Genomic DNA, 22758 nt, shown 5'->3' with positions numbered 1-22758 from the left:
CGCATCCTGGACGTTCCCCCGCAGGCCGGCCGCGCGCCTCGCCGCTTGACTCGTTTCGATAGTTAGCCAATCATCGAAACATGAACCTGATCTTCAAAGCGCTGGCGGACCCGACCCGCAGGAAGGTGCTGGAACTGCTTCGCCGGGGACCGATGACGGCTGGCGAGTTGTCCGACCATTTCGCGGTCTCCAAACCGACCATGTCGGCGCACTTCAACGTCCTGCGCGAGGCGGGACTCGTCGATGCCTTCAAACAGGGCAAGACCATCACCTATCGGCTCCAGTTGTCTGTCCTCGAGGACGCGCTTTTGAGCTTCAGCAGTCTTGTGGGCATCGGCCTGACCGCCTCCGCCCCCGCAACCTCCGACGAAGGATCCCCTCGATGATGCTCACCCGATCCGCGGGCGCCCTCGGCCTGGCGGCCGCCCTGCTCGCCGCAGCGGCGCTTCTCAAGTTCGGCTCTCACAGCGGCTGGCTCGACGGCGACAGCGCGACCCGCTTTCTGATGGCGTTCATGGGCCTGTTGGTGGCCAGCATGGCCAACGCCGTGCCCAAGCAGTTGAAGAGCCCGCGCGCCGATCTGGACGCAGAACGCCGAGTGCAAGCGGGCTTGCGTCGCGTAGGATGGACCATGACCCTTGCCGGCGTCGTCTGTTTCGGTGTCTGGCTGACCCTGCCGCAAACGGCCGCCTGGCTCATCTCCGTGCCCGCCCTCGGATCCGCCGTGGTCGTCGCCCTGACCACCCTGTGGTCCTGCCGCAACCGCGTCATCCGCCAGGCTTAACTGCCGCCCGAAGGTTGTTCCCTCCGAGATGCGGCCCGGTCGCCGCAGGAGGGGGCAAGACAAACGATCCGGGCCGCGCACGACCCTCTCAGGACAGGCGTGCGCAGTCGATAGCGCTCCGGCAAGGGTTGAGTTCCGCGAAGTCGGGACGGACGAATTTCCCATCGGAACTGCGCGAGCAGAGCCTCGTTTTCCCTTCAGAGGAGAACAGCAATGCTAAAATGGGCTCTGATATTCGCAGTCGTCGCCATTATCGCCGGCCTTCTGGGCTTCGGAGGAATCGCAGGGGCTGCAGCCGGAATCGCCAAATTCCTCGCCGTTCTGGCCCTGATCATCTTCGTGGTGTTCCTGGTTCTCGGCGTCACCATTGCCAAGAAGATCACCTGACGCGGCGCCCGTGCGCCCGGGGCGCGGCGACCCTAGGCTAAAGTGAAGCCAGTCTCCAACCGTGCAACTGCCCCGGCCCCAAGGTGACGGCGACAACATCACCGATAAGGCTGACTTCCGATTGACGGTCGCCGACGCCGAGAACATCCAGTTCGTGGTTGTTCGCCAAGCGAACTCGCCGCCCGCCTTGCGGCAGAAGGCCGACCACATGGGCCGCCATGGTGATGGGATTATGCCCCGCCGGCGTGTTCCTGGCGGTGATCTCGTGAAGCTTGATGTTAGCCATTATGCAGGCGCTCTCATCCAGCCCGCCCCGGTGATCGACGATAGATGGGGAGGAGGCCTGCTTTCCCAGCGTGGCTGCAAAATCTCGCGGCGACAGGCGCGACAGAGCGACGCGATGATCAGCCAAGCAGATCGAGCTCATGGGTATGGCGACCCCGGAGGGACTCCAACCCCCGACCTCGGCTTTAGGAAAGCCTTGCTCTATGCAGCTGAGCTACGGGGCCACGCGGGTCGTCCCTAGCGAGTTGTGCGGGCGAGGGAAAGACGGGCGAGTCGAGTTTTACACCCGGCAAGAAAATCCTAGCGATTAATCCTCGTTAAGCTACAATATGTTGTGCGGAACAAACCCTGAATCGGGCCGAGTCACTGATTCGGTCCTGATTCGTTTCGCGCCTGTTCCGCCCTGCGAGCCGAACCTGTTTACCAATGACCCGCAGGCGGTCCGAAGGCGCCGCGACCATCGCGCCGCTTGACCGCCCCGGAGAAGTCGCCACCTTCGTCATGACATGAGCGACCGTTCTGCAGGTCTGGCCCCATCGCGCGTCACGGCGATCCTGGGCCCCACCAACACCGGCAAGACCCATCTGGCGGTCGAGCGGATGCTGGGTCACGCCTCGGGCATGATCGGCCTGCCGCTGCGCCTGCTGGCGCGCGAGATCTATGAGCGCATCGTCAAGCAGCGCGGGGCCTCGGCCGTCGCCCTGATCACCGGCGAGGAGAAGATCGTCCCGCCGCGCCCCGCCTATTTCGTCTGCACCGTCGAGGCCATGCCGCTGGAGCGTCAGGTCGAGTTCCTGGCGATCGACGAAATCCAGCTGGTCGCCGACCCGGAACGCGGCCACGTCTTCACCCAGCGGCTGCTGCATGCGCGCGGCCGGTTCGAGACCATGTTCCTGGGGGCCGGGACCATGGCGCCTCTGGTGCGGACCCTGGTTCCCGACGCCGAGATCATCACGCGCGAGCGGCTGTCCACCCTGTCCTACGCCGGGTCGAAGAAGCTGACCCGCCTGCCCCGCCGCAGCGCCGTCGTCGCCTTCTCGACCGAGCAGGTCTACGCCATCGCCGAACTGCTGCGCCGCCAGAGGGGCGGCGCCGCCGTGGTCATGGGGTCCTTGAGCCCTCGCACCCGCAACGCCCAGGTCGAGTTGTTCCAGTCTGGCGAGGTGGACTTTCTGGTCGCCACCGACGCCATCGGTATGGGGCTGAACATGGACGTGGACCATGTCGCCTTCGCGGGCTTGAGGAAGTTCGACGGCACGCGCACCCGCTGGCTGCATGCCGCCGAGATCGGCCAGATCGCCGGGCGCGCCGGACGCCACCTGCGCGACGGCACCTTCGGCGTGACGGGCGAGGCCGAGGATCTGGACGAGGACATCCTCGAACAGGTCGTCACCCACCGCTTTGATCCGGTCGAGGCCGCCGAATGGCGCCACGGACGGCTGGATTTCGACACCCTGCCCGACCTGCTGCGCTCGCTGACCGTCACGCCCGAGCGCTTCGGCCTACGGCTGACGGCCCAGGCCCTGGACGAGACCCTGCTGCGGCGCTTCGCGGCGGACGAGGACGTCAAGAAGATCGCCCGCTCGCGCGGCGCCCTGATGCGGCTGTGGGAGACCTGCCAGCTGCCCGACTTCCAGAAGACCACGCTGGACGAACACGCCCGCCTGTCGAAGGAGATCTTCACCGCCCTGACCGGTCGTCGCGGCCGTCTGACCGAGGATTGGGTCGCCCCGCGCTTCAACGATCTGGACCGCGACGACGGTCAGATCGACCAGTTGTCGGCGCGCCTGTCGGGGGTGCGGACTCTCAGCTACATCGCCAACCGTCCCGACTGGATGGATCAGGCGCAAGGCTGGCGCGACAAGACCAAGGCGCTGGAGGAACGTCTGTCGGACGTCCTGCACGAACGGCTGACGGCACGCTTCGTCGACCGGCGCACCACGGCCCTGATGCGGGCGCTGAACGTGCGCTCGGACACCCTGGCGGGCGTGGCCGAGGACGGCGAGGTGACGGTCGAGGGCGAGGTGGTCGGCCATCTGGAGGGAGTGCGCTTCACCCCCGACGCCGGCGGTTCGGCGCTCGCCGACCGGGCGCTGCGTCAGGCCGCGACGCGCGCCGTGGGTCCGGAGATCGCGCGGCGGCTGGGTCGGCTGGCGTCCGAGGCCGACGACGCCTTCAGCGTCACGCCCGATGGGGATGTGATGTGGCGCGGCGCCCTGACAGCCAAGGTGACGGGGGACGATCCCTTCGCGCCGCGCGTGCGGCTGCTGGGCGACCTCGGCCCGGTCCCGGCGCGCGAACGGGCGCAGCGCCGCATCGAGGCCTGGCTGGCGTCGGAGGCCGGGCGGGCGCTTCGCGAACTGCGCCGCCTGCGTCAGGCGGTCGACAGCGGCGCCCTGACCGGCCTGCCGCGCGGCCTGGCCTTCCGCCTGATCGAGGCCGGCGGCGTCATTCCGCGCGCCGAGGTCGAGCGCGATCTGGCCGCGCTGAGCCAGCATGAACGGCGCACGGTGAAGACCTTTGCGATCCGCATCGGCGCCCACTCCGTCTGGCTGCCCGGCGCGCTGAAGCCGCGCGCCCGGGCGCTGGCGCAAGCCTTCACCACCGGCGAGGCCTTCCGCCCCGTCGGCGAGGGCCTGCTCCCCCTGCCCTCGCCCGTCCCGTCTCCTCGCGCGCTCTCGGCCTTCGGTCGTCGCGCCGTCGGCCAATGGAGCGCGCCCGTCGAGGCGCTGGAACGCTTCGCCGACCTGTCGCGCGCCGCCGCGAAAGCGCCGCTGTCAGCAGATGCCCTGACCGAGCTGGGCTGGACCGCCGAACAGGCCCGCGCCGTTCAGGCCGCCCTGCGTCCGCCCCGCGCCGACAAGGCCCCGCGTTCCGGCCAACCAGCGCCCCCGCCCATCGATTCCCCCTTCGCCCTGCTGGCTCAACTGACCCAGCCGCCCGCGCCCCCGCGCCGCAAGCGCCGCCCGAGGCGCAAGGCCGCCACCGCGTGAGCCCCATCGCGGAGAGCGCGCTGAGCTGCCGCATCGACCTCTGGCTGTGGCGCGCCCGCTTCGCCAGGACCCGCGGCCTGGCCGCCGCCATGGTCGAGCGCGGCGCCATTCGCTTGACCCACCACGGGGTCCAGACCCGGATCGACAAGCCCAGCCGCAGCATCCACCCCGGCGACGACATCCTGTTCGCGCAAGGCGGGCGGCTGATCGCCGTCCGCGTGCTCCATCTAGGCGAAAGGCGCGGCCCTCCCGAGGAAGCCCGCGCCCTCTATGCGGCGCTCGACGCGCCGGAATAGAAAATCTCCTCCCACAAATGGGGAGGAAAGGCTCAGCCCTTACGGCTTCCCGAACTCGCCTTCGATGTGCAGCTTCACCTCGTCGCCGATGGCGGGCAGGCCGAAGTTGATGCCGAACTCCGAGCGTTTGATCGTCGCCTCGCCGTCGAAGCCGGCCTTGTAGCCGCCGCGTGTCTGGCCGGCCTGGTTGAACGCGACCTGCATCGTCACCGGCTTGGTCACGCCGCGCAGGGTCAGTTCGCCGTGGACCATGGCCTCGTTCGGCTTGGACGGGTCCAGCATGATGTGAACCGAGCGGAAGGTCGCGGTCGGATGATTGGCGGTGTCGAAGAAGTCCGCCGTCTGCAGGTGCTTGTTGAGGCCATCCGAGTTGGAGGCCACCTCGGTCAGCGGAATGGTCGCCGTCAGGGTGCTGGCCGACGGATTGGCCGGGTCCAGCTTCAGCTCGGCCTGCACGTTCACGAACTGGCCCGTATAGGTCGAGAAGCCGAGGTGATTGACCGACCAGGTGATCTTGCCGTGAGCGGGATCCAGCCTGTAGTCGCCGGCCTGGACCTCGGACGGCACCTTGGTCAGAGCCGCCTGGGCGACGACCGCGCCCCCGGCCAGAAGGCTGAGCGCCAAGGCGGCGGCGGCGCCGCCGACGACAACGGAACGGGCGGTGAAACGCATGGGCGAACCTCCTTTGAACGGTGATCTGTAATCGTATGGGATGCAGACGAGACGGCACGCCGTCAAGGCAAGGCTTGAGGCGACAGCGCGCCCTCGGTTGACAGTTGGGTCCGGCGGGGTCATGTCCCCTGCCCTCGACCCTTCCCGTTGCTCAACAGGCTGTTGCCCGCCCGCCATGACCTACATCGTCACCGACGCCTGCGTGAAATGTAAGTTCATGGACTGTGTCGAGGTCTGTCCGGTGGACTGCTTCTACGAGGGCGAGAACTTCCTGGTCATCGCGCCGGACGAGTGCATCGACTGCGGCGTCTGCGAGCCGGAATGCCCCGTCGACGCCATCGTCCCCGACACCGAGGACGAACCGGACGGGAAGTGGCTTCAGGTCAACGCCGAATACGCCAAGACCTGGCCCAACATCACGGTCAAGGGCACGCCGCCCGCCGACCGCGAACAGTTTGAGCGCGAGACCGGCAAGTTCGAGAAATACTTCAGCGAGAAACCCGGCAAGGGCTCCTAAGGTCTCAACACAATCCGGTCACAAAGTGCCGGAACCGCTCAGTCGTCCTGTGGATGTTTTGAGATTTCCTAATTTTATGATAGGTTCCTCCCTATTCGAGACGGGCGGTTCCGCAGCTATGCGCGCCGCCCGCGTTTGCGACAGTCCCCCGTCGAACAGCCGGGGTCGGCCAGAGGTTCGGTGATCCGCTTTCGCTTTTGATGTGCGCCCTATCCGCCCAACCGACGGGACCAGTTTCCGGCGGCGGGGTTGTTTTCGCCCATCAACAGCAGGTGCCTCGCTTGATCCCTGTTCCGGGAAAGGAATGACATGACGAGCAAGACCGGTCTGGAATTCAAGGTTGGCGATGCGGTGGTCTATCCCGCCCATGGCGTGGGCAAGGTCGCCGCTGTCGAGACCCAGGAAGTCGCCGGCATGTCGCTGGAAGTCTATGTCGTGACCTTCGACCACGAGAAAATGACCCTGCGCGTCCCGACCAAGAAGGCCAAGACCGCCGGCCTTCGCACCCTGGCCGCCGACGACACCGTCACCAAGGCCCTGACGACCCTCAAGGGCCGCGCCCGCGTCAAGCGCACCATGTGGTCGCGTCGCGCCCAGGAATATGAAGCCAAGATCAACTCGGGCGACCTGATCTCGATCGCCGAAGTGGTCCGCGACCTGCACCGCGCCGACACCCAGCCGGAACAGTCCTATTCGGAGCGTCAGCTCTACGAATCGGCCCTGGACCGGATGGCCCGCGAAGTCGCCGCCGCCAACCGCATCGACAAGGACGCCGCCGTCGCCCTGCTGGCCAAGTCGCTGAGCGCCAAAAAGCCGATCCCGACCGCCGCCGAACTGGAAGCCGCGGCCGCCGAGGCCGAGGCCGAAGCCGCCTGATTTCAGGACGCCGACCGGCACGACCAAGGCCCGGCGGCGACGCCGGGCCTTTTCTTTCTACCGCCACAGCTTGCCGCAAGGCGTGCCATGGCGTCCGTCCGGGGCTTGTGAGACGCGACCGTTAGCGGTCGTGTCATCATCGTGTTAAGAGCCCCGCCCTTTATAGCGGCAGCCATGTCGCCAGAGCATTTTAGACTTCAGGAGAAGCCACACATGAGCAGGGTGCTGGTTATCGGTGCAGGCGGCGTCAGTTCGGTCGCCGTCCACAAGATGGCGATGAATACGGACGTGTTCTCGCATATCACCTTGGCGAGCCGCACGAAGTCCAAGTGCGACGCCATCGCCGACTCCGTGAAGTCGCGCTTCGGCGTGACCATCGACACGGCCAAGATCGACGCCGACGACGTCGCGGCGACCACGGCCCTGATCCAGTCGGTCAAGCCGGCCCTGGTGGTCAACCTGGCCCTGCCCTATCAGGACCTGGCCATCATGGACGCCTGTCTGGCCGCCGGCGTGAACTACCTCGACACGGCCAACTATGAGCCGCGCGACGAAGCCAAGTTCGAATACAAGTGGCAGTGGGCCTATCAGGAGCGCTTCAAGGAAGCCGGCCTGATGGCGCTGCTCGGTTCAGGCTTCGACCCGGGCGTGACCTCGGTCTTCGCCACCTATACCAAGAAGCACCTGCTGGACCGGATCGATACGCTCGACATTCTGGACTGCAACGGCGGCGACACGGGGCTTCCGTTCGCCACCAACTTCAACCCGGAAATCAACCTGCGCGAAGTGACCGCCAACTCGCGTCACTGGGAAAACGGCCAGTGGGTCGAGGGCCCGGCCCTGACCCACAAGCAGGCCTTCGACTTCGAGGGCGTGGGTCAGAAGAACATGTACCTCATGTACCATGAGGAACTGGAGTCGCTGGCCAAGTTCTACCCGGAAATCAAACGCATCCGCTTCTGGATGACCTTCGGCGACAGCTACCTGAAGCACCTGGAAGTGCTGGAAAACATCGGCATGACCTCGATCGAGCCGATGATGTTCCAGGGCCGCGAGATCATCCCGATCGAGTTCCTGAAGGCCCTGCTGCCGGAACCCTCGTCGCTGGGTCCGATCACCAAGGGCAAGACCAACATCGGCACCATCGCCACCGGCGAAAAGGACGGCGTCGCCAAGACCTTCTACGTCAAGAACATCTGCGACCACGAAGCTGCCTATGCCGAAACCGGCAACCAGGCTGTCAGCTACACCACGGGCGTTCCGGCCATGATCGGTGCGGCCATGATGCTGACCGGCACGTGGAAGGGCGAAGGCGTCTTCAACATGGAGCAGATGGACCCCGATCCCTTCATGGACATGCTGAACAAGCACGGCCTGCCCTGGACGATCGAGGAGCTGGACGCTCCGCTGGCCTTCTAAGTCGAGACCAGAACACATGGAAACCAAGGCCGGTGATCCCGGCGCCTTCGCGCATTTCGATCTGAACCGTGTCGCCTCGCCCGCCTTCGTGGTGGACGAGGTCGCGGTGCGGCGCAATCTGGCCGTGCTGAAAGACGTGCGCGACCGGGGCAATGCCCGGGTCCTGCTGGCGCTCAAGGCCTTTTCCATGTGGTCGCTGGCGAACGTCGTCGGGGAATACCTCGACGGCGTCTGCGCCTCCGGTCTGTGGGAGGCGCGGCTGGCGCGCGAGTTCTACAAGGGCGAGCTGACCACCTATTCGCCCGCCTACAAGGCCGAGGATCTGCCCGAGATCCTGCGCCTGTCCGACCACGTCATCTTCAACTCGCCGGATCAGGTCACGCGTTTCGCCGATCTGATCGCCGCCGCGCGGGCTGAGGGCGAGGTCTTCGAGATCGGCCTGCGGCTGAACCCCGAACATTCCGAGGGCGAGGTCGCCAAATACGACCCGGCCCAGCCCTGCTCGCGTCTGGGCTTCCCGGTGTCGCAGCTGAAGCCCGAGCATATGCAGGGCATCGACGGCCTGCACATCCACGCCCTGTGCGAGCAGGACTTCGAGCCGCTGGCCCGCATCTGGGCTGCGGTGGAGCCCAGGCTCGCGCCCCTGCTGGGCGGGGTGAAATGGCTGAACCTCGGCGGCGGCCACCACGTGACCCGCGCCGACTATCAGACCGACGCCCTGGTCGACTTCCTGAACCAGATCGCCGAACGCCACGGCGTGCAGGTCTATCTGGAGCCGGGTGAAGCCGTAGCCCTGGACGCCGGCATCCTGATCGGCGAGGTGCTGGACATCTTCGACAACGGCATGCCCATAGCCATCACCGACCTGTCTGCCACCTGCCACATGCCGGACGTGATCGAGGCCCCCTACCGCCCCGCCATGCTGCATGAGCCCGAAGAGGGCGTCGCCGTGCGCCTCGGCGGCCCGTCCTGCCTGGCCGGCGACATCATCGGCGACTACGTCTTCGCCGAACGCCCCGTGCCCGGAACGCGCCTCGCCTTCCTGGACCAGGCCCACTATTCGATGGTGAAGACCAACACCTTCAACGGTGTCCCCCTGCCCGCCATCGCCCTGTGGAACAGCGCCACGGACGAGCTGCGGATGGTGCGCGAGTTCGACTGGACGGAATTCCGCGACCGGCTGTCGTGATCCGAGGGGCAGCGTCGAGAGGCGCCGCCCGAGCCGCTATATCGGGGGCGTCCACAGATGGAAGCGGACATCGCCAAACGTCGTTCCTCAAGCCTTGACTGCTCATCCTGAGCACCATCTGATGGGTGTTCTGGGGAGGTGTCATGATCCACAATATTGCAGTTCTTACGCTTGTGGTCGTCCAAGCGACGGTGCCTGACCCGCTAACTGAAACGGCTTTGAACGCGCTGCGCGCCAGCATCGCGGAAGCAAAAGGCGCACAGAGCGCATTGCCTCAACCGCAGACAGATCAAGAACGACTGGAGCGCATGGGGGCTATCGACCAGGCCGCTCGGCAGGGTCTTTGGAAGGCTATGGCGAACGTGCCGCCGCCTGAACGCGGGCGAGTTCGACGCGCGCTTTGGCCAGAGGTACGGGCGATCGACATCGAAAACCAGGAGCAGTTGCTGGCGATGGTCCCGGAGGAGGGATGGTTCAGAAGAAGTCGCTACGGCGACAACGCAGCCGCGTCGGCGTTCCTCATCGTGCAGCATGGCGATGAGGCGCTGTGGGAGCGTTTTCTGCCTATTCTCGCCGACCTTGTGCCTAGCGGGGAAGTCGCCGGTTCTGAGTACGCTATGATGTATGACCGCCTGCAGATGACCAAGGATCAACCGCAGAGGTACGGGACACAGATGACGTGCCCTCACGGCACAGGTCAGTGGACGCTTTGGCGGCTCGAAGACGCGGAGCGCATCGACAAATTTAGGGCTTCAGTCGGTCTCGGACCGGTTGCCGAATATGTCGACAGCTTCAAGACTGGGGCTCCGCCGACCTGCTGATGTAACTCTACTCGCCCGTGCGAAGGGCCGAAACGGACCGGAAGCAGCCTTTCCCCCGACCCTTCTCGCCCCGCTTCAGAAATACTCCGCCCCCGCCGGGCACTGGGCGGCGAGGCGACGGGCGGTGATGCTGGCGGGGATGTAGGGCGTGCCGCGCAGCAGCTGGGCGCCGCCGTTGAAGTGGAAGCTGTCGTCCTGATAGGTCCCGTTCAAGCGCACGTTGACGCGACGGCCCTTCTTGTCCTGACAGGTCCCTTCGAAACGGGCGCGGCCGTCGCCGACCACGCGGGTCGGATAGGTGCATTTCCAGCGGTTGGTCGACAGGCCGCCGAAGAAGCGGTTGATCTCGCTGGGGCGCACACAGCGCTGCTCGGTGTCGCGGCTGCCCAGGGCGCTGGTGGTGTATTCCCAGTATCCCGGCAGGACCGGCTGGGCGCTGGCGGCGGTCTGGGCCTGGGGGGCGGCGGCCGGCGCGGCCAGCATGACGGCGCCCGCGACGACGGGGGCGGCCACAGCCGCAACACGGGCCATCACGCGAGGAAGGGCGCGGGCGAACGAAACAGGCAGCGTCTTCATGGGGAACAGCTTCCAATGAGTCTTCATGCGATCCTCTATATAGCAGGTCGTTGAACAGCGGCTGAACGAAGCGAGGCCGCGCGGATCACCTCGCCTCAATCCCCAGCCTGACTCGACTCCAGCCTTGACGGCCTCCGAGTCCTTCCTCTATACGGCCCCCTCTCTCGCAGGGGTCCGCCCGCTGCGTGCACCTGTTTCATGCGTCCGCAATGTTCGCGGATGTGACCTTGAGGATCTTAAGATGTCGCGTCGTTGCGAACTCACGGGTATCGGCCCGATGGTCGGCCACAATGTGAGCCACTCGAACATCAAGACCAAGCGCCGGTTCCTGCCGTCGCTGAAGACGGTCAAGCTGGCTTCCGAGTCGCTGGGCCAAACCTTCTCGCTGCGTATCTCGAACGCTGCCCTGCGCACGCTCGACTACAAGGGCGGCCTGGACGTCTTCATCGTCAAGGCTCGCGACGAAAAGCTGTCGACCGCCGCCCTGCGCATCAAGCGCCAGGTCAAGGCCAAGCTGGCCGAGCAAGCCGCCGCCTAAATCAGGCGTCGTCTGACGGAATTTGAAGAGGCCGGTGGAAACACCGGCCTTTTTCTTTTGCGCGATTCTCCGCTCGCTTCCCCACCACCGTCATCCTCGGGCTTGACCCGAGGATCCAGCGTAGGGGTGTGCTCGACCTTGCCGAGGTCGCGCAGCCGGACATGCCGATCCCCCTGTCAAATCGGAGGATGACGGCAAGGGAGAGAGGCTTGCGGAGCGCACTCCACCCGCTACCCTCCCGGCTCGTTCTTGCCGGAGCCGTCCCTTGCGCCTGACCGCCGCCCTCTGCTTGACCACCGCCCTGCTCAGCGCGCCCGCTCTGGCGCAAGAGGCCGCGCCGGCCCGCGATTCGACGCCCTTCACCCTGTCCAGCGGCACGGCGCGCACGCCGGAACAACTGGCGCTGCGTTTCGACAAGGCCGACCTGTCGTTCAAGCTCCTGCCCGACAGCCAGTCGATCGAGGGCGTCGCCGTCCTCGACTTCACCGCCACGGCCCCCGCCGCCGCCGTCGTGGTCGAACTGGACACCCTGTTCGCCATCGCCTCGATCACCGTGGACGGCCAGCCGGTCGCCGACTGGACCAACCCGGACGGACGGCTGACCATCCCCCTCCCGCACGCCCTGACGCCCGGTCAGACAGCTTCCGTCCGCATCGCCTACGCGGGCCGCCCGCATCAAGCCCAGCGCGCGCCCTGGGACGGCGGCTTCGTCTGGACCACCACGCCCGACGGCAAGCCATGGATCGCCAGCGCGGTTCAGGGCGAGGGCTGCGACCTGTTCTGGCCCTGCGTCGACCATCCGCAGGGCGAGCCGGACCGCGTCGACCTGCACATCACCGTCCCGTCCGACCTTTCCGCCCCCGCCAACGGCCGCTTCCTGGGCAAGACCGACAACGGCGACGGCGCCACCACCTGGAACTGGACCGCGCGCCAGCCCGACACCTACGCCATCAGCCTGAACGTCGCCCCCTTCGTGGAAATGAGCGCCGACTATCCCAGCCGCTTCGGCAATGTGATTCCCCTGCGTTTCTGGCGCCTGGCGTCCGACGATCCGGCCAAGGCCGCCGCCCTGTTCGCCGAGTTCCCCAAGCAGCTCGACTTCTATGAGGCGACCATCGGCCCCTTCCCCTTCGGCGACGAGAAGATGGGCGTGGTCGAGACCCCGCACCTGGGCATGGAGCACCAGACCATCAACGCCTATGGCAATGGCTACAAGCTGGACGGCAAGGGCTACGACTGGCTGCTTCAACATGAATTGGCGCACGAATGGTTCGGCAATCAGCTGACCAACGCCGACTGGGACGACATGTGGCTGCATGAGGGCTTCGGCACCTATATGCAGCCCCTCTACGCCCGCTGGCTGAACGGCGAACGGGCCATGCAGTCCGAACTTCAGACCATGCGGCTGACCCTCTCCAACCGCTTCCCCGTCGTCTCGGGCAAGCCGCAGGACGCCGCCACCGTCTATGACGCCAAGACCGGGCCGGGGCTGGACCTCTATTACAAGGGCGCCCTGATCGCCCACACCCTGCGCCTCTACATCGGCGACGACGCCTTCTATGAGAGCCTGCGCCGGCTGGTGTACGGCCGCCCCGATCCCAAGCCCGGCAATTTCACGCCCCGCTACGCCACGACGCCGGAGTTCATCGCCATCGTCAACGCGGTGACGGGCCGCGACCTCGGCTGGTTCTTCGACGCCTATCTCTATCAGGCCGCCTTGCCCGATCTGGTCATGACCCGCGACGGCGAGCGCGTGACCCTGGAGTGGAAGACCGGAAACGGCCGCCCCTTCCCCTTGCCGGTGGATGTCGAGGTGGACGGCCGGGTCCGCACCCTGCCCATGACCGACGGCCGCGCGACCTTCACCGCCCCGGCTTCCGCCCACGTCCTGCTGGACCCCGGCTCGAAGGTGCTTCGCCGGCTGGACTATCTGGAGGTCTGGAAGGCCTCGCAGGCCGCCAAGGACTGACGCCCTAGCCACCGCCGCTCCAAATGGTAGAACGCCATTACACGAAGTGGCGAAAACCATGCTCAGACTGATCTGCATCCTCGCGGCGATCCTGGTCGCCAGCCCGGTCTTCTCGGCCGAGGTTCCGACACGCGGCGCGGCGCCCGCCTGGGTCGAGGTCATCGCCCGCCCGGACAGCGAGACCGACGCCTCCGACGGCGGCCCGGTCCGCATCCTCCTGCTGGACCAGCAGACCCGCTTCGCCCCGGACGGCGTCCACATCTATGTCCGCCAGCGCTATCAGATCCAGACCATCCAGGGACTGGCCGTCGCCGGAACGGTGGCCATCGCCTGGAACCCCGCCAGTCAGTCGATCAGCCTGCATCATCTGAACATCCTGCGCGGGGACCGCGTCATCGACGTGCTGGACCAGCAGCAATTCGACGTCCTCCGCCGCGAGCGTAATCTGGATTCGGCCATTCTCGACGGCGTGCTCACGGCCACCCTGCAACCCAACGGCCTGCAGGTCGGCGACATCATCGACCTGGCCTATACGGCGACGACGCGAGACAGCGTGCTGGGCGACCACGCCGAGCACGTCGCCGGCGGCCTGACCCTGGGATCCATCGACCGGATGCGCGTCCGGGCCAGTTGGCCTGGCGGCAAGACCATGCGCATCCGCGCCACCGAACCCTGGCAGACCCCGAAAATCGTACGCGACCGTGACGGCGGACACGTCGAGATCGACGCCCGAGACATCCATCCGCTGCCCATCCCCGAAGACGCCCCCGCGCGCTTCGCCCAGGCGCAGCAGTTGGAACTGACCGACTATGCGTCGTGGCGCGACGTGTCGGCCCTGATGGCCCCGCTCTACGCCCGCGCCGCCGTCCTTGAGCCCGGCTCGCCCGTGCTCGCCGAGGCCGAACGCATCCGCGCCGCCTATGCCACGCCCCTGGAACGCGCCTCGGCGGCGCTGCGTCTGGTCCAGAACGACATCCGCTATCTGGCGCTGGCGATGGGCGAAGGCGGGCTGACCCCAGCCTCGGCCGACGACACCTGGCGCAACCGCTTCGGCGACTGCAAGGGCAAGACGGCCCTGCTTCTCGCCCTGCTCAAGGCCCTCGACATCGACGCCCAGGCCGCGGCGGTCAGCATGTCGCTCGGCGACGGCCTGGACCAGCGCCTGCCGATGGTGGCGTTGCTGGATCATGTTCTGGTCAGGACGCAGCTCGACGGCCGCACCTATTGGATCGACGGCGCGCGCATGGGCGACACGACGCTGGAGGCCGCCCCGATCCCGAACCACCACTGGGCCCTGCCGATCAGCGCGCCGGGCCAGGACCTGGTCGCGCTGACGCCGCCGCCTTCCACGGTTCCGCTGTCGGAAACCGAAATCCGCCTGGACGCCTCCGCCGGCCTCGACGCTCCGGCCCGGGTCGAGGCCGAGGCGCTCTACCGCGGCGATCTCGCCACGACGATGAACATCGGCATGCAGACCCTGGCGCCGCAGGATCGCGACCGGATCATGCGCGACGTGTGGAAGGCCCAGCTGACGGAGATGACGATCGAGACGGTCGCCTCCGCCTATGATCCAGAGCGGAACGAGTATCGGCTGACGGTGACGGGCGCCATGCCGCTGAACTGGACGGCTGACACCGGCGGCTCGGCGCGCAAGCTGGACCTGCCGGGCGGACGGGTCGGCTTCGCCTTCGGCGACGGCCGCGACACAGGCCCCTATCGCGACCTGCCCGTGGCCCTGCCCTACCCCGCCTATTTCCTGACCCGCACCGTCCTGACCCCGCCCGGCGCCGGGTTCCGGCCCGAAAGCGCCGATGTCGACCTGACTGTGGCCGGCTTCGAACTGAAGCGGCGCACGTCAGCGAAGGACGGAAAGATCGTCATGGAATGGTCCACGCGCACCCTGGCGGCCGAGATATCGGCCGACGCGATCCGGGCGGCCCCGGATCAGGTCAAGGGAATCGACCGCGACCGTCCGCGCGTGCGCGCCCCCATCAGCTATCGGGCGACCGAGGCCGATCTCAAGGCGATGGCGGCGTCCGAGCCGACCACGGCCCAGGACTACCTCAATCGCGGCCTGAAACGGAACGAAGCGGGCGACGGCGTCGGCGCCCTGGCCGACATGGATCGCGCCATCGCCCTCGACCCTCAGAACGCCAGCGCCTTCGCCAACCGGGGCATCATTCGCTTCTGGCGCCAGGATATTCCGAACGCCCGCGCCGACTTCGAAAAGGCCGCCGACCTCGACCCCGCCGACTGGGTGGCCATGAACGGCCAGGGCCTGATCGCCCTGTCCGAAGGCCGGGCCCAGGACGCGGTGATCGAGTTCTCCCGCTCCCTGCGCCAGCAGAAGAACAACACCTTCATCCTCATCATGCGCGGACGCGCCTATGCCGCGCTCGGCCAGATCGACAAGGCCGTGGCCGATCTGGACGCCGCCCTGGCGCTTTCGCCCGACGCGGGCGACCTGCGGCGCGCGAAATACGAGACCCTGGCCGGCGCCGGGCGCGACGAAGAGGCCCTGATCGAGATCGATCGCCTGATCGCCGATGCGCCGGAAGACGCGGACCTGCCGATCATGCGCGCCATGCTGAAGCGCCGGATCGACAGCGACGACGCCGCCGCGATCGTCGCCGTCGACGCGGCCCTGGCGCATGCGCCCAGCGGGCTGGGCCATATCGCGCGGGCGCAGTTGCGCGCCGAGGGCGATCTTGCGGGACGGCTGTCGGACTATAATCAGGCCCTGGCCCTGGACCCCGCCGACCTGACGGCCTGGCAACTGCGTATCGGGCTGGAGCGCGAACACCCCGAACTCGGCGACGCCGCCGCCACGGTCGAGGAGGCCCTCGCCAAGGTCGACGAGGACGATGCGGACGACCTGCGGCTGCGGCGCGCCGAACTCCGCTTCAAGGCCGGCGACGCCGCCGGCGGCCGCGCCGACCTGCAAAAGGCGCGCAGCCGCGCCGTCGGCAACGCCCAGCGCCTGAACAACCTCTGCTGGACCCAGGCTGTGGCCGGCGTCGATCTTCAGCAAGCCCTAGCCGATTGCGACGCCGCCCTGGCGCTCAAAGCCGACGAGCCCGCCTTCCTCGACAGCCGAGGCCTGGTGCTGCTGCATCTGGATCGCCCCGCCGAGGCGCTGAGCGTCTATGAGGCCGCGCTGGGCAAGGCGCCGCGCCTGGCCGCCTCCCTCTACGGGCGCGGCATGGCCCGACTGGCCCTGGGCGATACGACGAAGGCCGCCGAGGACCTGTCCGCCGCCGAAGCCATCGCCCCCAAGGTCAAGGAGTCCTTCGCCGCCTATCGCCAGGCCCGCAACCTGCCCTGAGCCCCGGTTCAGGGGCCGAAGCCCCACACTGTGGTGTTCGGCTGCCCGTTGGCGCTTCCGCCGGCGAACCAGGCAGCGCCCCGAAAGACTGCGGAGGCGAGATTCAAGGTGTTGGGACCCCAGTTCGGTCCAAGACCCATCGTCCAGACGCCCGAGGGGCTGGCGATGTTGCTGTCGGTGAACGCCGTGCCTATCGCCCCCACGCCTCCGACGACAAAAAGGCTTTGTCCGATGGCGGCGACGCCGGGGTGCGACCGCGGCGGCCAGGGCACATTGCCCCCCCAACGGTCCCAGTTCAGACCGTCAACGCTGGTCCAGACGTCCGCGAATAGCCCCCCTGATCCCCTGCCTGCGACGACGCAAAGACGGCCAGCGAATACGGCCACACCGAAATCGGCGCGCGATCCCCAGGCGGCCGAGGCCGTGACCTGGGTCCAGATGAGCCCGTCGGGCGAACTCCAGACGTCATTGAGCAGGGCGCCGCCAGCGTCGCGTCCGCCCATCACCCACAGCTTGCCGTCGAAAGCCAGACACCCGTGGTTCGAGCGCGCGGACCAATGCTGCGCGGCGGAGGACTGCGTCCATGTCTCGCCGTCCGCGCTTGACCAGATTTCGTTCAGCGGACCCTTGTCCAGCGTCATGCCCCCTGTCAGCCAGAGTTTTCCTCCCAGCACGCATCCCGCCGAATTGACGCGGGGCGAGAATTCCGCGGCGTTGGTCGCGATCGACCAGGTGAAACCGTCAGGACTGCTGAAGACGATGCTGCGCAGATCGTCCGCCCCGCCGGCGAAGAACCAGATCCGGTCCAGAAAATCGCCCAGCAGGACCGGCGTTCCTCGGGTATCCCATAGGCCCGCCCCGGCCTGGCTTTTCCAACCGTTCGGTATGGGCACGACGTTGAGGACGGTGGTCACGGGGCCGTCCTGGCCGAACCCGGTCAGGGTGTAGCGGACTGCGCCGGTCGGATAGATCACCAGACCGGTCGACGTTGTCGGCGCCGACGCGCTTCCGTTGATCGGCGGATCGACAGTGCAGAATTCGGCTGACGAGAACGCCCACGACAGGGCGACCTTGTCGCCATAGTGATAACCGGTAGATGGGGTCGCGGTCAGGGGCTCGCTGACCGCGACTGGCATGACATCGACGGTCACGGGGGCGCTGGTTTTTGTCCCCAGCGGATCATTGTAGGCCGTAAGGGTGAAGGTCGTCGTGCGGGCGACCGTGACCGGAAAACCGCTCGTCTGAACCGGAGGCGGCGCCTCCCCCTTGATAGGACTTATAGTGGCGCGGTTGGCGTTGAATGTGGTCCAGACCAATTGGACCGTGCTGCCGCTCGGCACATTGTTGGTCAACGACGTCAGTCCCTGGATCGCCAGCCTCGGAACCCGCTTGACCAGCGGGATCGTCGTGCAGCCGTCATCATAGCCGGGAACGCCGACCCACTGCAGGTAGAGGTTCGTGGATGACGGGGCGAAGTCAGTGACGATGTTGTTGATCCGGAACTCGGCGATAGCGGCTGCCCCCACGCCGAGAACTTCCTGACTCCTGGGGTAGATCGCCCAGTAGGGGGGATCATTGTCGCTATGATCCTGAATGTTCCAGTCCGTGCCGTAGTCGCCGTTCGTGCCGACGGTGATGTTCTTCAGCCGGTCGGGAGTGGTCAGGGCGCCGAACCCCGGCGCGGCCTTGGCGCTGACGAACGTCAGATAGAAGACGGGCGTGCCGGTCGGCGTGGCGGGGGGGACCAGGGGCCCCTGCGTCGTATTGTCGAACAGCAGGACAAGGGTGTTGGGCGGGATGGCGTGTTTGTTATCGACATCGACGTAGATGGCGTTGCCTCCCACCATGGAGGCGGACATCGAGTCCGCGAGCCGTTTGTGGAGGTTCGGCAGGTTCTGGAGCGAGAGCGGCAGTTGGGTTCCTGAATCCGCGATAGCCGGCAAGTTGTAGTAGGCGATGTTGAAAGACCCGGGACCTGGACTGTTGTCTGCCTTGATGCCGGCCAGTGAGAAGCTGATCGTTTCACCCGGTTGCAAGAGCCGGTCGGCGATCGGCGTCAACACCCAGGATCCGATCAGCCGCGCCTGCCAGCCGGGCGGCGGCGAGACCGTCATCGCGGCGAACTCTTCGGGCGTAAGGACGGTTGAGACGGTAAAATACAGTGACGTGGGGCCGGCTGGCGTGATGTCGGCCTCGGAGACCGGCGCGCCGCCCTTTACAGTGACTGCGGCTGCACCCGCGTAGGTCATCGAGAAGGTCAGCAGGTTCTGACTGGCGTCCTGCGTCACATAGATGACACTCTCGCCCTGTGCGTTCTGCACCTGGAATTGGACGGCGGGCGGAGCGGTCGTGTTCATGGCTGATCCTGGAGGCGGGTTTTGGGTTTTCCGGTGGGGCTCAGACTCAGCCATCCCTCGACGGCATGCCGTGGCCCGGTCGAGATCGCCCCGCTCGGCGACTGCACCGGCTCGATCGTCCACCCGGCGCCGTTCTGTGCGACCCAGTTCCAGACAAATCCGCCTTCCTCCGGCGTGGGGAGTTCGGGCGCGCCGCCGAAAATGAACGGCGTGGTGAGGAAGGTCACCGCCATATCGGCTAGGTCGTCGGCGATCATCGTCGGCGGAATAGTCAGTTCCTTCATCGGCAACAGGCCGGTCGTCGCGTGAACAGCGGCGTGGGGATCCACCAGCATCGTCAGGAACGCCGGCGCCGCCGCCGGGTCCGACGTTACGAATACTTGCCCGAACCCCGGCTTTATCAAGCCGTGCTTGTCGCTGGCGGCCGCCGCCGGGGAGTAGAAGGCCCGGTAGGTGTCGTCGCCGTTCTCGATGAAATAGCCGACCAAGCCGTCGTCGACGTCGGAGAGATCGCCCAGGCGAACCGGAACGCGCAGTTGCAAAGTCCCGCCGTTGTCCCGCGCAAGAACATCGTCCCCGGCGATCGCGGCGGCGAAAGCTCGGGTGCTCTGATCTGCGGCGGGCAGACCCATCAGATCAAGTTTCAGCGAGGCCCTGACCAGGGCGAGAGGGCGTCCGATCAGGATCGCCAGTCCGCTGTCCTGCTTGTAGGTGCGGGGCGATATGAAGGTGACGGCCCTGTCGATGGCGGCCAGCATCTCCGTCAGATATCCCACCGGATCGGCGCTTCGGGCCAACCCCAGCGCGAAGGCGCGCAGGTGGGGATTGGCGGAGGCGAACGCATCCTCGACCGGCTTGCCGTAGTCGGCGACATTCCCCGGCGCGCCCTGCCAGAAGGGTCCACGCAGGTTGAACGACCCGATGGCCCTGCCCGCCGTGTCATAGACGGCCAGTGCATCGTCAAGGTGATTGTAGAGCACCCACCCGATGACCGGCGTGGTGACGGGATCACTGTTAGTCTCGAGTTGGTCGTCGTCAGCCGCCAGCCAGTTGAATTGCAGCCTGAGAGGCTGGGTGAACCGGATCGGCAGACTGATAAGATCCTGACCGTCGTCGGGCGCCTTCAGACTTTGCGCCCGGATCACCTGAGGCGCGGCCAGGTCGAGAATCTGGCCGAAGGCATCGATCACCCTTAACCGGTCGATCGACAGCGCGCCGTTGCGGATCGGACAGAAGGTGTTGTTGAACTTCGGTGAGTTGACGTTGAAGCCGGCCACCGCATCCTTCACGTCTTGGTTCGTGAATCTGGAGAAGAACAGGCCCTGCAGGATGGCGAGGGGGTCCGAAACCTCCATCTGCAAGACGTGGTCCAGCATCAGGAAGGCCTGATTGAACCCGTTCAGTGCCTGGGCCTGGGCCGACAGGTCGAGCTCATCGAGGATGGTCTTCAGTTCCCCGTCCACATTGTCGTCCGGGAAGTTCGTCAGATACGTTCTGATCTGCTGAGCCAGGTCGATCTCGACGCCATGCGACAGCACGATCGTGCCCTGATAGGTCCGCACGGTCGTGGGATCGACCGGAATGCCCCCCTTGAACCGCAGATCGATATCGGCCTCGTCGAGCTCATAGGCGTCGAGGATGAAGTCAGGGTCATAGACCGGTAGTTCGTTAGGATAGAAGCTGGTCTGCCATTGCAGGATTATGGGAATCCAGGGCGGGCTCCACGGTTTGGCCGACCCGGGCAGGATCGGGTCGCCTACGAAGGTGATCACCGGGACGTCCGGTCCGCTTTCGACGCGCTGTGCGGCTGCGATGGCGGCGATCAGGCCCGGATAATCGGCCTTGGCGGGGTTGCTGTCCCCGCCCAAGGCCGCGACAGTCGCCGCCAGCACCGGGGCTTGCCAAGGATCGGCGAAGAAGGCCTCCCCGACCAGAGCGGGCAGCACTTCAGCGAGCACGGTCGGTCCAGCAGCGGGCAAAATCGGCAGGTCGGCGGCATGGACCGCAAATGGGGCGTCGCCCGCGATCATCGCACTGACGATCCCCGCGTCCATCCTGCAGATCAGATTCCCGTCGGCGTCCCTCGCATCAGGCATCCGGCCGCGGTAGGATGGCCTGACGTCGGCGCCCGAAACGAGAACGACCGGATCGCTTGGCGCCCAGTAGCGCGAACCATCGGACGTATCGAGCGTATAGCCCTCTCCGAGTGATCGCCTGAGCGCCTCCGCCCTGGTCGACACTTCGGTCTGCATCGCGGCCGCCGACGTCAGCAGGGTCTTCAGTTCTGCGATTTCAGCCTCGATGAAGACGCGGGCATCGTTTGGAGAAATCAGGCCGGGCGGCGGCGGCGCGTACTCGATCGACATATAACGGCACCAGTCGGCGAAAATCCGCCCGCGCAGGCTGGCCGTTTCCTGTGTCATCCGATCAAGCGCGGACTGAGCCTTGTTGAGCGCATCCAGCGCAGCTCCTGTTCCAGCCGGCAGTTCCAGGGACTGGTTCCGGGCCGCCGACAGCATCTGCTCCGGCGGGATTTCGCCGCCGAGGCCGGCGCCTTTGGTCGCGTCCGAGGTGATCACCCAAGTCTGGTCCACATTGGAACTGGCGAAGCCCTTCTGATGCAGAACCTCGTCCATGTCCGCCAACCCTCCGGGCAGGCTCAGCCGGCTGAGAAGGCCGGCCTGCAAGGCATTCAGGACGATCTCGACATTGGGCAGAGATTCGAGGCCCGGCTGAGCCGCCAGCAGGGCGGACACCGCCTCGCAGCTGGTGTTGCCCACGGCGATCTCCAGATCCGCTGAAGGCGTCCTCGGATCGATGTAGTGATTGCCGGGATCCCACGGCACCTCAGTCAGCAGAGCGCTGTAAACGGTCCGGGTGGGAAACGGTGCATCGTCCGAGAACGGAAACACCCACTTCAGCTGCGCTTCGATCGCGGCGATCTGTTCCTGACGGTTTCCATCGGCAGGGTATTTCACCCGCGACAGCGGATCATCGCCGATTTCCGCGTGCCAGCCGATCAGACGATAGGAAAGGCGCGTGGTCGCGGGCGGGAAACACCCGGCGTCGAGGTCCTCGAGCGTATCCCACAGACCGAACACGTTGGCGCAGTATTCATAGGTCGCCGCATACTGGACATCGCCGAAGCCCAGCGCGGTCAGCTGGGCTCGGTCCGCAGATGGATCCTCGGTCCAGCCGGCATAAGGGAAGACCTGTCCCAGCGTCCTGAACGACCTGTTGCTGGCGGCGGTCGGTATCGGCTTGATCGGAATGTCCAGGCTGGTCCGGTTCCGGTTGGGGAGCGGAACGGTCTGGCCCTCCCTGTCCCACAGCCTGTCGCTTTCGATGATCCAAGCGTTGATGTCGGTGACCGGCGCGACCGGGTCGGCGGTGTTCGACGCCACCCGCACGACCATCCAGCGATTGGGTGCGGGCGGAAATTCGACCTTGCCCGTCGCCGCCTGTGCGCCATGCGTAAGCGCCTCGGGCAGCGCCCAGTGAAGGTGAACGCCGACCCCCAGCGGCTGCGATGCGGGCTGGAACGCCGTGGCGAGGACCTGGGCGCTGATGTAGGGGCCGGAATTACGGGCCACGCCTTTCTCGGCATATGGCAGCAATGAGAAATCCGGCGCCAGGCGGGCGAAATCCTTCGTGCCGTAAGGCTGGACAGAGGAGCCGTTGACGTCTGTTTCGCCGACGCAGAGCGCCGCCAGATCGACCGGGACCACTAGAGCGGAACGATGCGATGTCATGC

The 22758-nt window shown here is 66.4% G+C and carries 18 protein-coding genes and 1 tRNA gene; 13 read left to right on the top strand and 6 right to left on the bottom strand.

Annotated elements, in window-relative coordinates:
- Positions 1-80: 80 nt before the first annotated feature.
- From AC1DJ5_RS06640 to AC1DJ5_RS06630, 3 genes are all read left to right on the top strand, one after another.
- Positions 81-386: an autorepressor SdpR family transcription factor gene (locus AC1DJ5_RS06640; protein WP_477020071.1), complete on the top strand. Its 306-nt coding sequence runs from the start codon at positions 81-83 to the stop codon at positions 384-386.
- The gene (locus AC1DJ5_RS06635; protein ID WP_477020070.1) at positions 386-784 is read left to right on the top strand and encodes a hypothetical protein; all 399 of its coding nucleotides are present in this window, start codon (positions 386-388) and stop codon (positions 782-784) included. The genes AC1DJ5_RS06640 and AC1DJ5_RS06635 overlap by 1 nt, the downstream gene beginning before the upstream one ends.
- Before the next feature lie 213 nt (positions 785-997).
- Positions 998-1171, top strand: coding sequence for a DUF1328 domain-containing protein (locus AC1DJ5_RS06630; RefSeq protein WP_441456128.1), 174 nt, complete (start codon positions 998-1000; stop codon positions 1169-1171).
- Positions 1172-1208: 37 nt separating this feature from the next.
- Here AC1DJ5_RS06630 and AC1DJ5_RS06625 read toward each other — a convergent pair whose 3' ends face one another.
- Together AC1DJ5_RS06625 and AC1DJ5_RS06620 are read right to left on the bottom strand one after the other, a co-directional pair.
- The gene (locus AC1DJ5_RS06625; RefSeq protein WP_441456127.1) at positions 1209-1583 is read right to left on the bottom strand and encodes a hypothetical protein; all 375 of its coding nucleotides are present in this window, start codon (positions 1581-1583) and stop codon (positions 1209-1211) included.
- A gap of 20 nt (positions 1584-1603) precedes the next feature.
- Positions 1604-1680: transfer RNA gene (locus AC1DJ5_RS06620), tRNA-Arg, on the bottom strand.
- Positions 1681-1962: 282 nt separating this feature from the next.
- On the opposite strand from AC1DJ5_RS06620, the gene AC1DJ5_RS06615 reads away from it, so the two are divergent.
- Together AC1DJ5_RS06615 and AC1DJ5_RS06610 are read left to right on the top strand one after the other, a co-directional pair.
- Positions 1963-4449, top strand: a complete 2487-nt coding sequence (locus tag AC1DJ5_RS06615) for a helicase-related protein (RefSeq protein ID WP_477020069.1) — start codon at positions 1963-1965, stop codon at positions 4447-4449.
- A complete protein-coding gene (locus AC1DJ5_RS06610; protein ID WP_441456125.1) occupies positions 4446-4745 on the top strand; it encodes an RNA-binding S4 domain-containing protein in 300 nt (99 codons plus the stop codon). Before AC1DJ5_RS06615 ends, AC1DJ5_RS06610 begins: the two co-directional genes overlap by 4 nt.
- Positions 4746-4784: 39 nt before the next feature.
- On the opposite strand, the gene AC1DJ5_RS06605 is transcribed toward AC1DJ5_RS06610, so the two are convergent.
- The gene (locus AC1DJ5_RS06605) at positions 4785-5417 is read right to left on the bottom strand and encodes a YceI family protein (RefSeq protein ID WP_477020068.1); all 633 of its coding nucleotides are present in this window, start codon (positions 5415-5417) and stop codon (positions 4785-4787) included.
- Positions 5418-5592: 175 nt separating this feature from the next.
- Here AC1DJ5_RS06605 and fdxA point away from each other — a divergent pair, with 175 nt between their 5' ends.
- The 5 genes from fdxA to AC1DJ5_RS06580 all read left to right on the top strand — a co-directional run bounded on the left by fdxA (position 5593) and on the right by AC1DJ5_RS06580 (position 10239).
- The gene (gene fdxA, locus AC1DJ5_RS06600) at positions 5593-5934 is read left to right on the top strand and encodes a ferredoxin FdxA (protein ID WP_441456123.1); all 342 of its coding nucleotides are present in this window, start codon (positions 5593-5595) and stop codon (positions 5932-5934) included.
- 309 nt (positions 5935-6243) lie between these two features.
- Positions 6244-6810 carry a CarD family transcriptional regulator gene (locus tag AC1DJ5_RS06595; protein ID WP_441456122.1) on the top strand — a complete coding sequence of 189 codons (567 nt, stop codon included), beginning with the start codon at positions 6244-6246 and terminating at the stop codon, positions 6808-6810.
- A gap of 213 nt (positions 6811-7023) precedes the next feature.
- The gene (locus AC1DJ5_RS06590) at positions 7024-8229 is read left to right on the top strand and encodes a saccharopine dehydrogenase family protein (RefSeq protein ID WP_477020067.1); all 1206 of its coding nucleotides are present in this window, start codon (positions 7024-7026) and stop codon (positions 8227-8229) included.
- Positions 8230-8245: 16 nt separating this feature from the next.
- Positions 8246-9418: a carboxynorspermidine decarboxylase gene (locus AC1DJ5_RS06585; protein WP_477020066.1), complete on the top strand. Its 1173-nt coding sequence runs from the start codon at positions 8246-8248 to the stop codon at positions 9416-9418.
- Between the two features lie 143 nt (positions 9419-9561).
- Complete coding sequence (locus AC1DJ5_RS06580) at positions 9562-10239, top strand: DUF6624 domain-containing protein (protein ID WP_477020065.1); 678 nt, start codon at positions 9562-9564, stop codon at positions 10237-10239.
- 75 nt (positions 10240-10314) lie between these two features.
- Here AC1DJ5_RS06580 and AC1DJ5_RS06575 read toward each other — a convergent pair whose 3' ends face one another.
- A complete protein-coding gene (locus AC1DJ5_RS06575) occupies positions 10315-10842 on the bottom strand; it encodes a DUF3617 domain-containing protein (protein ID WP_441456118.1) in 528 nt (175 codons plus the stop codon).
- A 214-nt stretch (positions 10843-11056) separates the two neighbouring features.
- Here AC1DJ5_RS06575 and rpmB point away from each other — a divergent pair, with 214 nt between their 5' ends.
- From rpmB to AC1DJ5_RS06560, 3 genes are all read left to right on the top strand, one after another.
- Positions 11057-11353, top strand: a complete 297-nt coding sequence (rpmB, locus tag AC1DJ5_RS06570; protein WP_441456117.1) for a 50S ribosomal protein L28 — start codon at positions 11057-11059, stop codon at positions 11351-11353.
- 265 nt (positions 11354-11618) lie between these two features.
- Complete coding sequence (locus AC1DJ5_RS06565) at positions 11619-13322, top strand: M1 family metallopeptidase (RefSeq protein ID WP_477020064.1); 1704 nt, start codon at positions 11619-11621, stop codon at positions 13320-13322.
- Positions 13323-13380: 58 nt separating this feature from the next.
- On the top strand, positions 13381-16647 hold the full coding sequence (locus AC1DJ5_RS06560) for a DUF3857 domain-containing protein (RefSeq protein ID WP_477020063.1): 3267 nt from the start codon (positions 13381-13383) through the stop codon (positions 16645-16647).
- 8 nt (positions 16648-16655) lie between these two features.
- Here the strand turns inward: AC1DJ5_RS06560 and AC1DJ5_RS06555 are convergent, their stop codons facing one another.
- Both AC1DJ5_RS06555 and AC1DJ5_RS06550 read right to left on the bottom strand, forming a co-directional pair.
- A complete protein-coding gene (locus AC1DJ5_RS06555) occupies positions 16656-19004 on the bottom strand; it encodes a Kelch repeat-containing protein (RefSeq protein WP_477020062.1) in 2349 nt (782 codons plus the stop codon).
- Positions 19001-22756 (bottom strand): hypothetical protein, encoded by a 3756-nt coding sequence (locus tag AC1DJ5_RS06550; protein WP_477020061.1) that lies wholly within the window; start codon positions 22754-22756, stop codon positions 19001-19003. The genes AC1DJ5_RS06555 and AC1DJ5_RS06550 overlap by 4 nt, the downstream gene beginning before the upstream one ends.
- Between the last annotated feature and the right edge of the window lie 2 nt (positions 22757-22758).

It is taken from the genome of Brevundimonas sp. 01N35, assembly GCF_056399785.1.
The sequence above is the reverse complement of the archived record's forward strand: the minus strand, read 5'-3'. Positions and strand labels throughout refer to the sequence as shown.

Coding starts and splice junctions, on each gene's coding strand:
- AC1DJ5_RS06605 (WP_477020068.1), bottom strand. CDS start 5,417: ATGCGTTTCACCGCCCGTTCCGTTGTCGTCGGCGGCGCCGCCGCCGCC.
- AC1DJ5_RS06575 (WP_441456118.1), bottom strand. CDS start 10,842: ATGAAGACTCATTGGAAGCTGTTCCCCATGAAGACGCTGCCTGTTTCG.
- AC1DJ5_RS06560 (WP_477020063.1), top strand. CDS start 13,381: ATGCTCAGACTGATCTGCATCCTCGCGGCGATCCTGGTCGCCAGCCCG.
- AC1DJ5_RS06595 (WP_441456122.1), top strand. CDS start 6,244: ATGACGAGCAAGACCGGTCTGGAATTCAAGGTTGGCGATGCGGTGGTC.
- fdxA (WP_441456123.1), top strand. CDS start 5,593: ATGACCTACATCGTCACCGACGCCTGCGTGAAATGTAAGTTCATGGAC.
- AC1DJ5_RS06615 (WP_477020069.1), top strand. CDS start 1,963: ATGAGCGACCGTTCTGCAGGTCTGGCCCCATCGCGCGTCACGGCGATC.
- AC1DJ5_RS06635 (WP_477020070.1), top strand. CDS start 386: ATGCTCACCCGATCCGCGGGCGCCCTCGGCCTGGCGGCCGCCCTGCTC.
- AC1DJ5_RS06590 (WP_477020067.1), top strand. CDS start 7,024: ATGAGCAGGGTGCTGGTTATCGGTGCAGGCGGCGTCAGTTCGGTCGCC.
- AC1DJ5_RS06630 (WP_441456128.1), top strand. CDS start 998: ATGCTAAAATGGGCTCTGATATTCGCAGTCGTCGCCATTATCGCCGGC.
- AC1DJ5_RS06555 (WP_477020062.1), bottom strand. CDS start 19,004: ATGAACACGACCGCTCCGCCCGCCGTCCAATTCCAGGTGCAGAACGCA.
- AC1DJ5_RS06585 (WP_477020066.1), top strand. CDS start 8,246: ATGGAAACCAAGGCCGGTGATCCCGGCGCCTTCGCGCATTTCGATCTG.
- AC1DJ5_RS06580 (WP_477020065.1), top strand. CDS start 9,562: ATGATCCACAATATTGCAGTTCTTACGCTTGTGGTCGTCCAAGCGACG.
- rpmB (WP_441456117.1), top strand. CDS start 11,057: ATGTCGCGTCGTTGCGAACTCACGGGTATCGGCCCGATGGTCGGCCAC.
- AC1DJ5_RS06640 (WP_477020071.1), top strand. CDS start 81: ATGAACCTGATCTTCAAAGCGCTGGCGGACCCGACCCGCAGGAAGGTG.
- AC1DJ5_RS06550 (WP_477020061.1), bottom strand. CDS start 22,756: ATGACATCGCATCGTTCCGCTCTAGTGGTCCCGGTCGATCTGGCGGCG.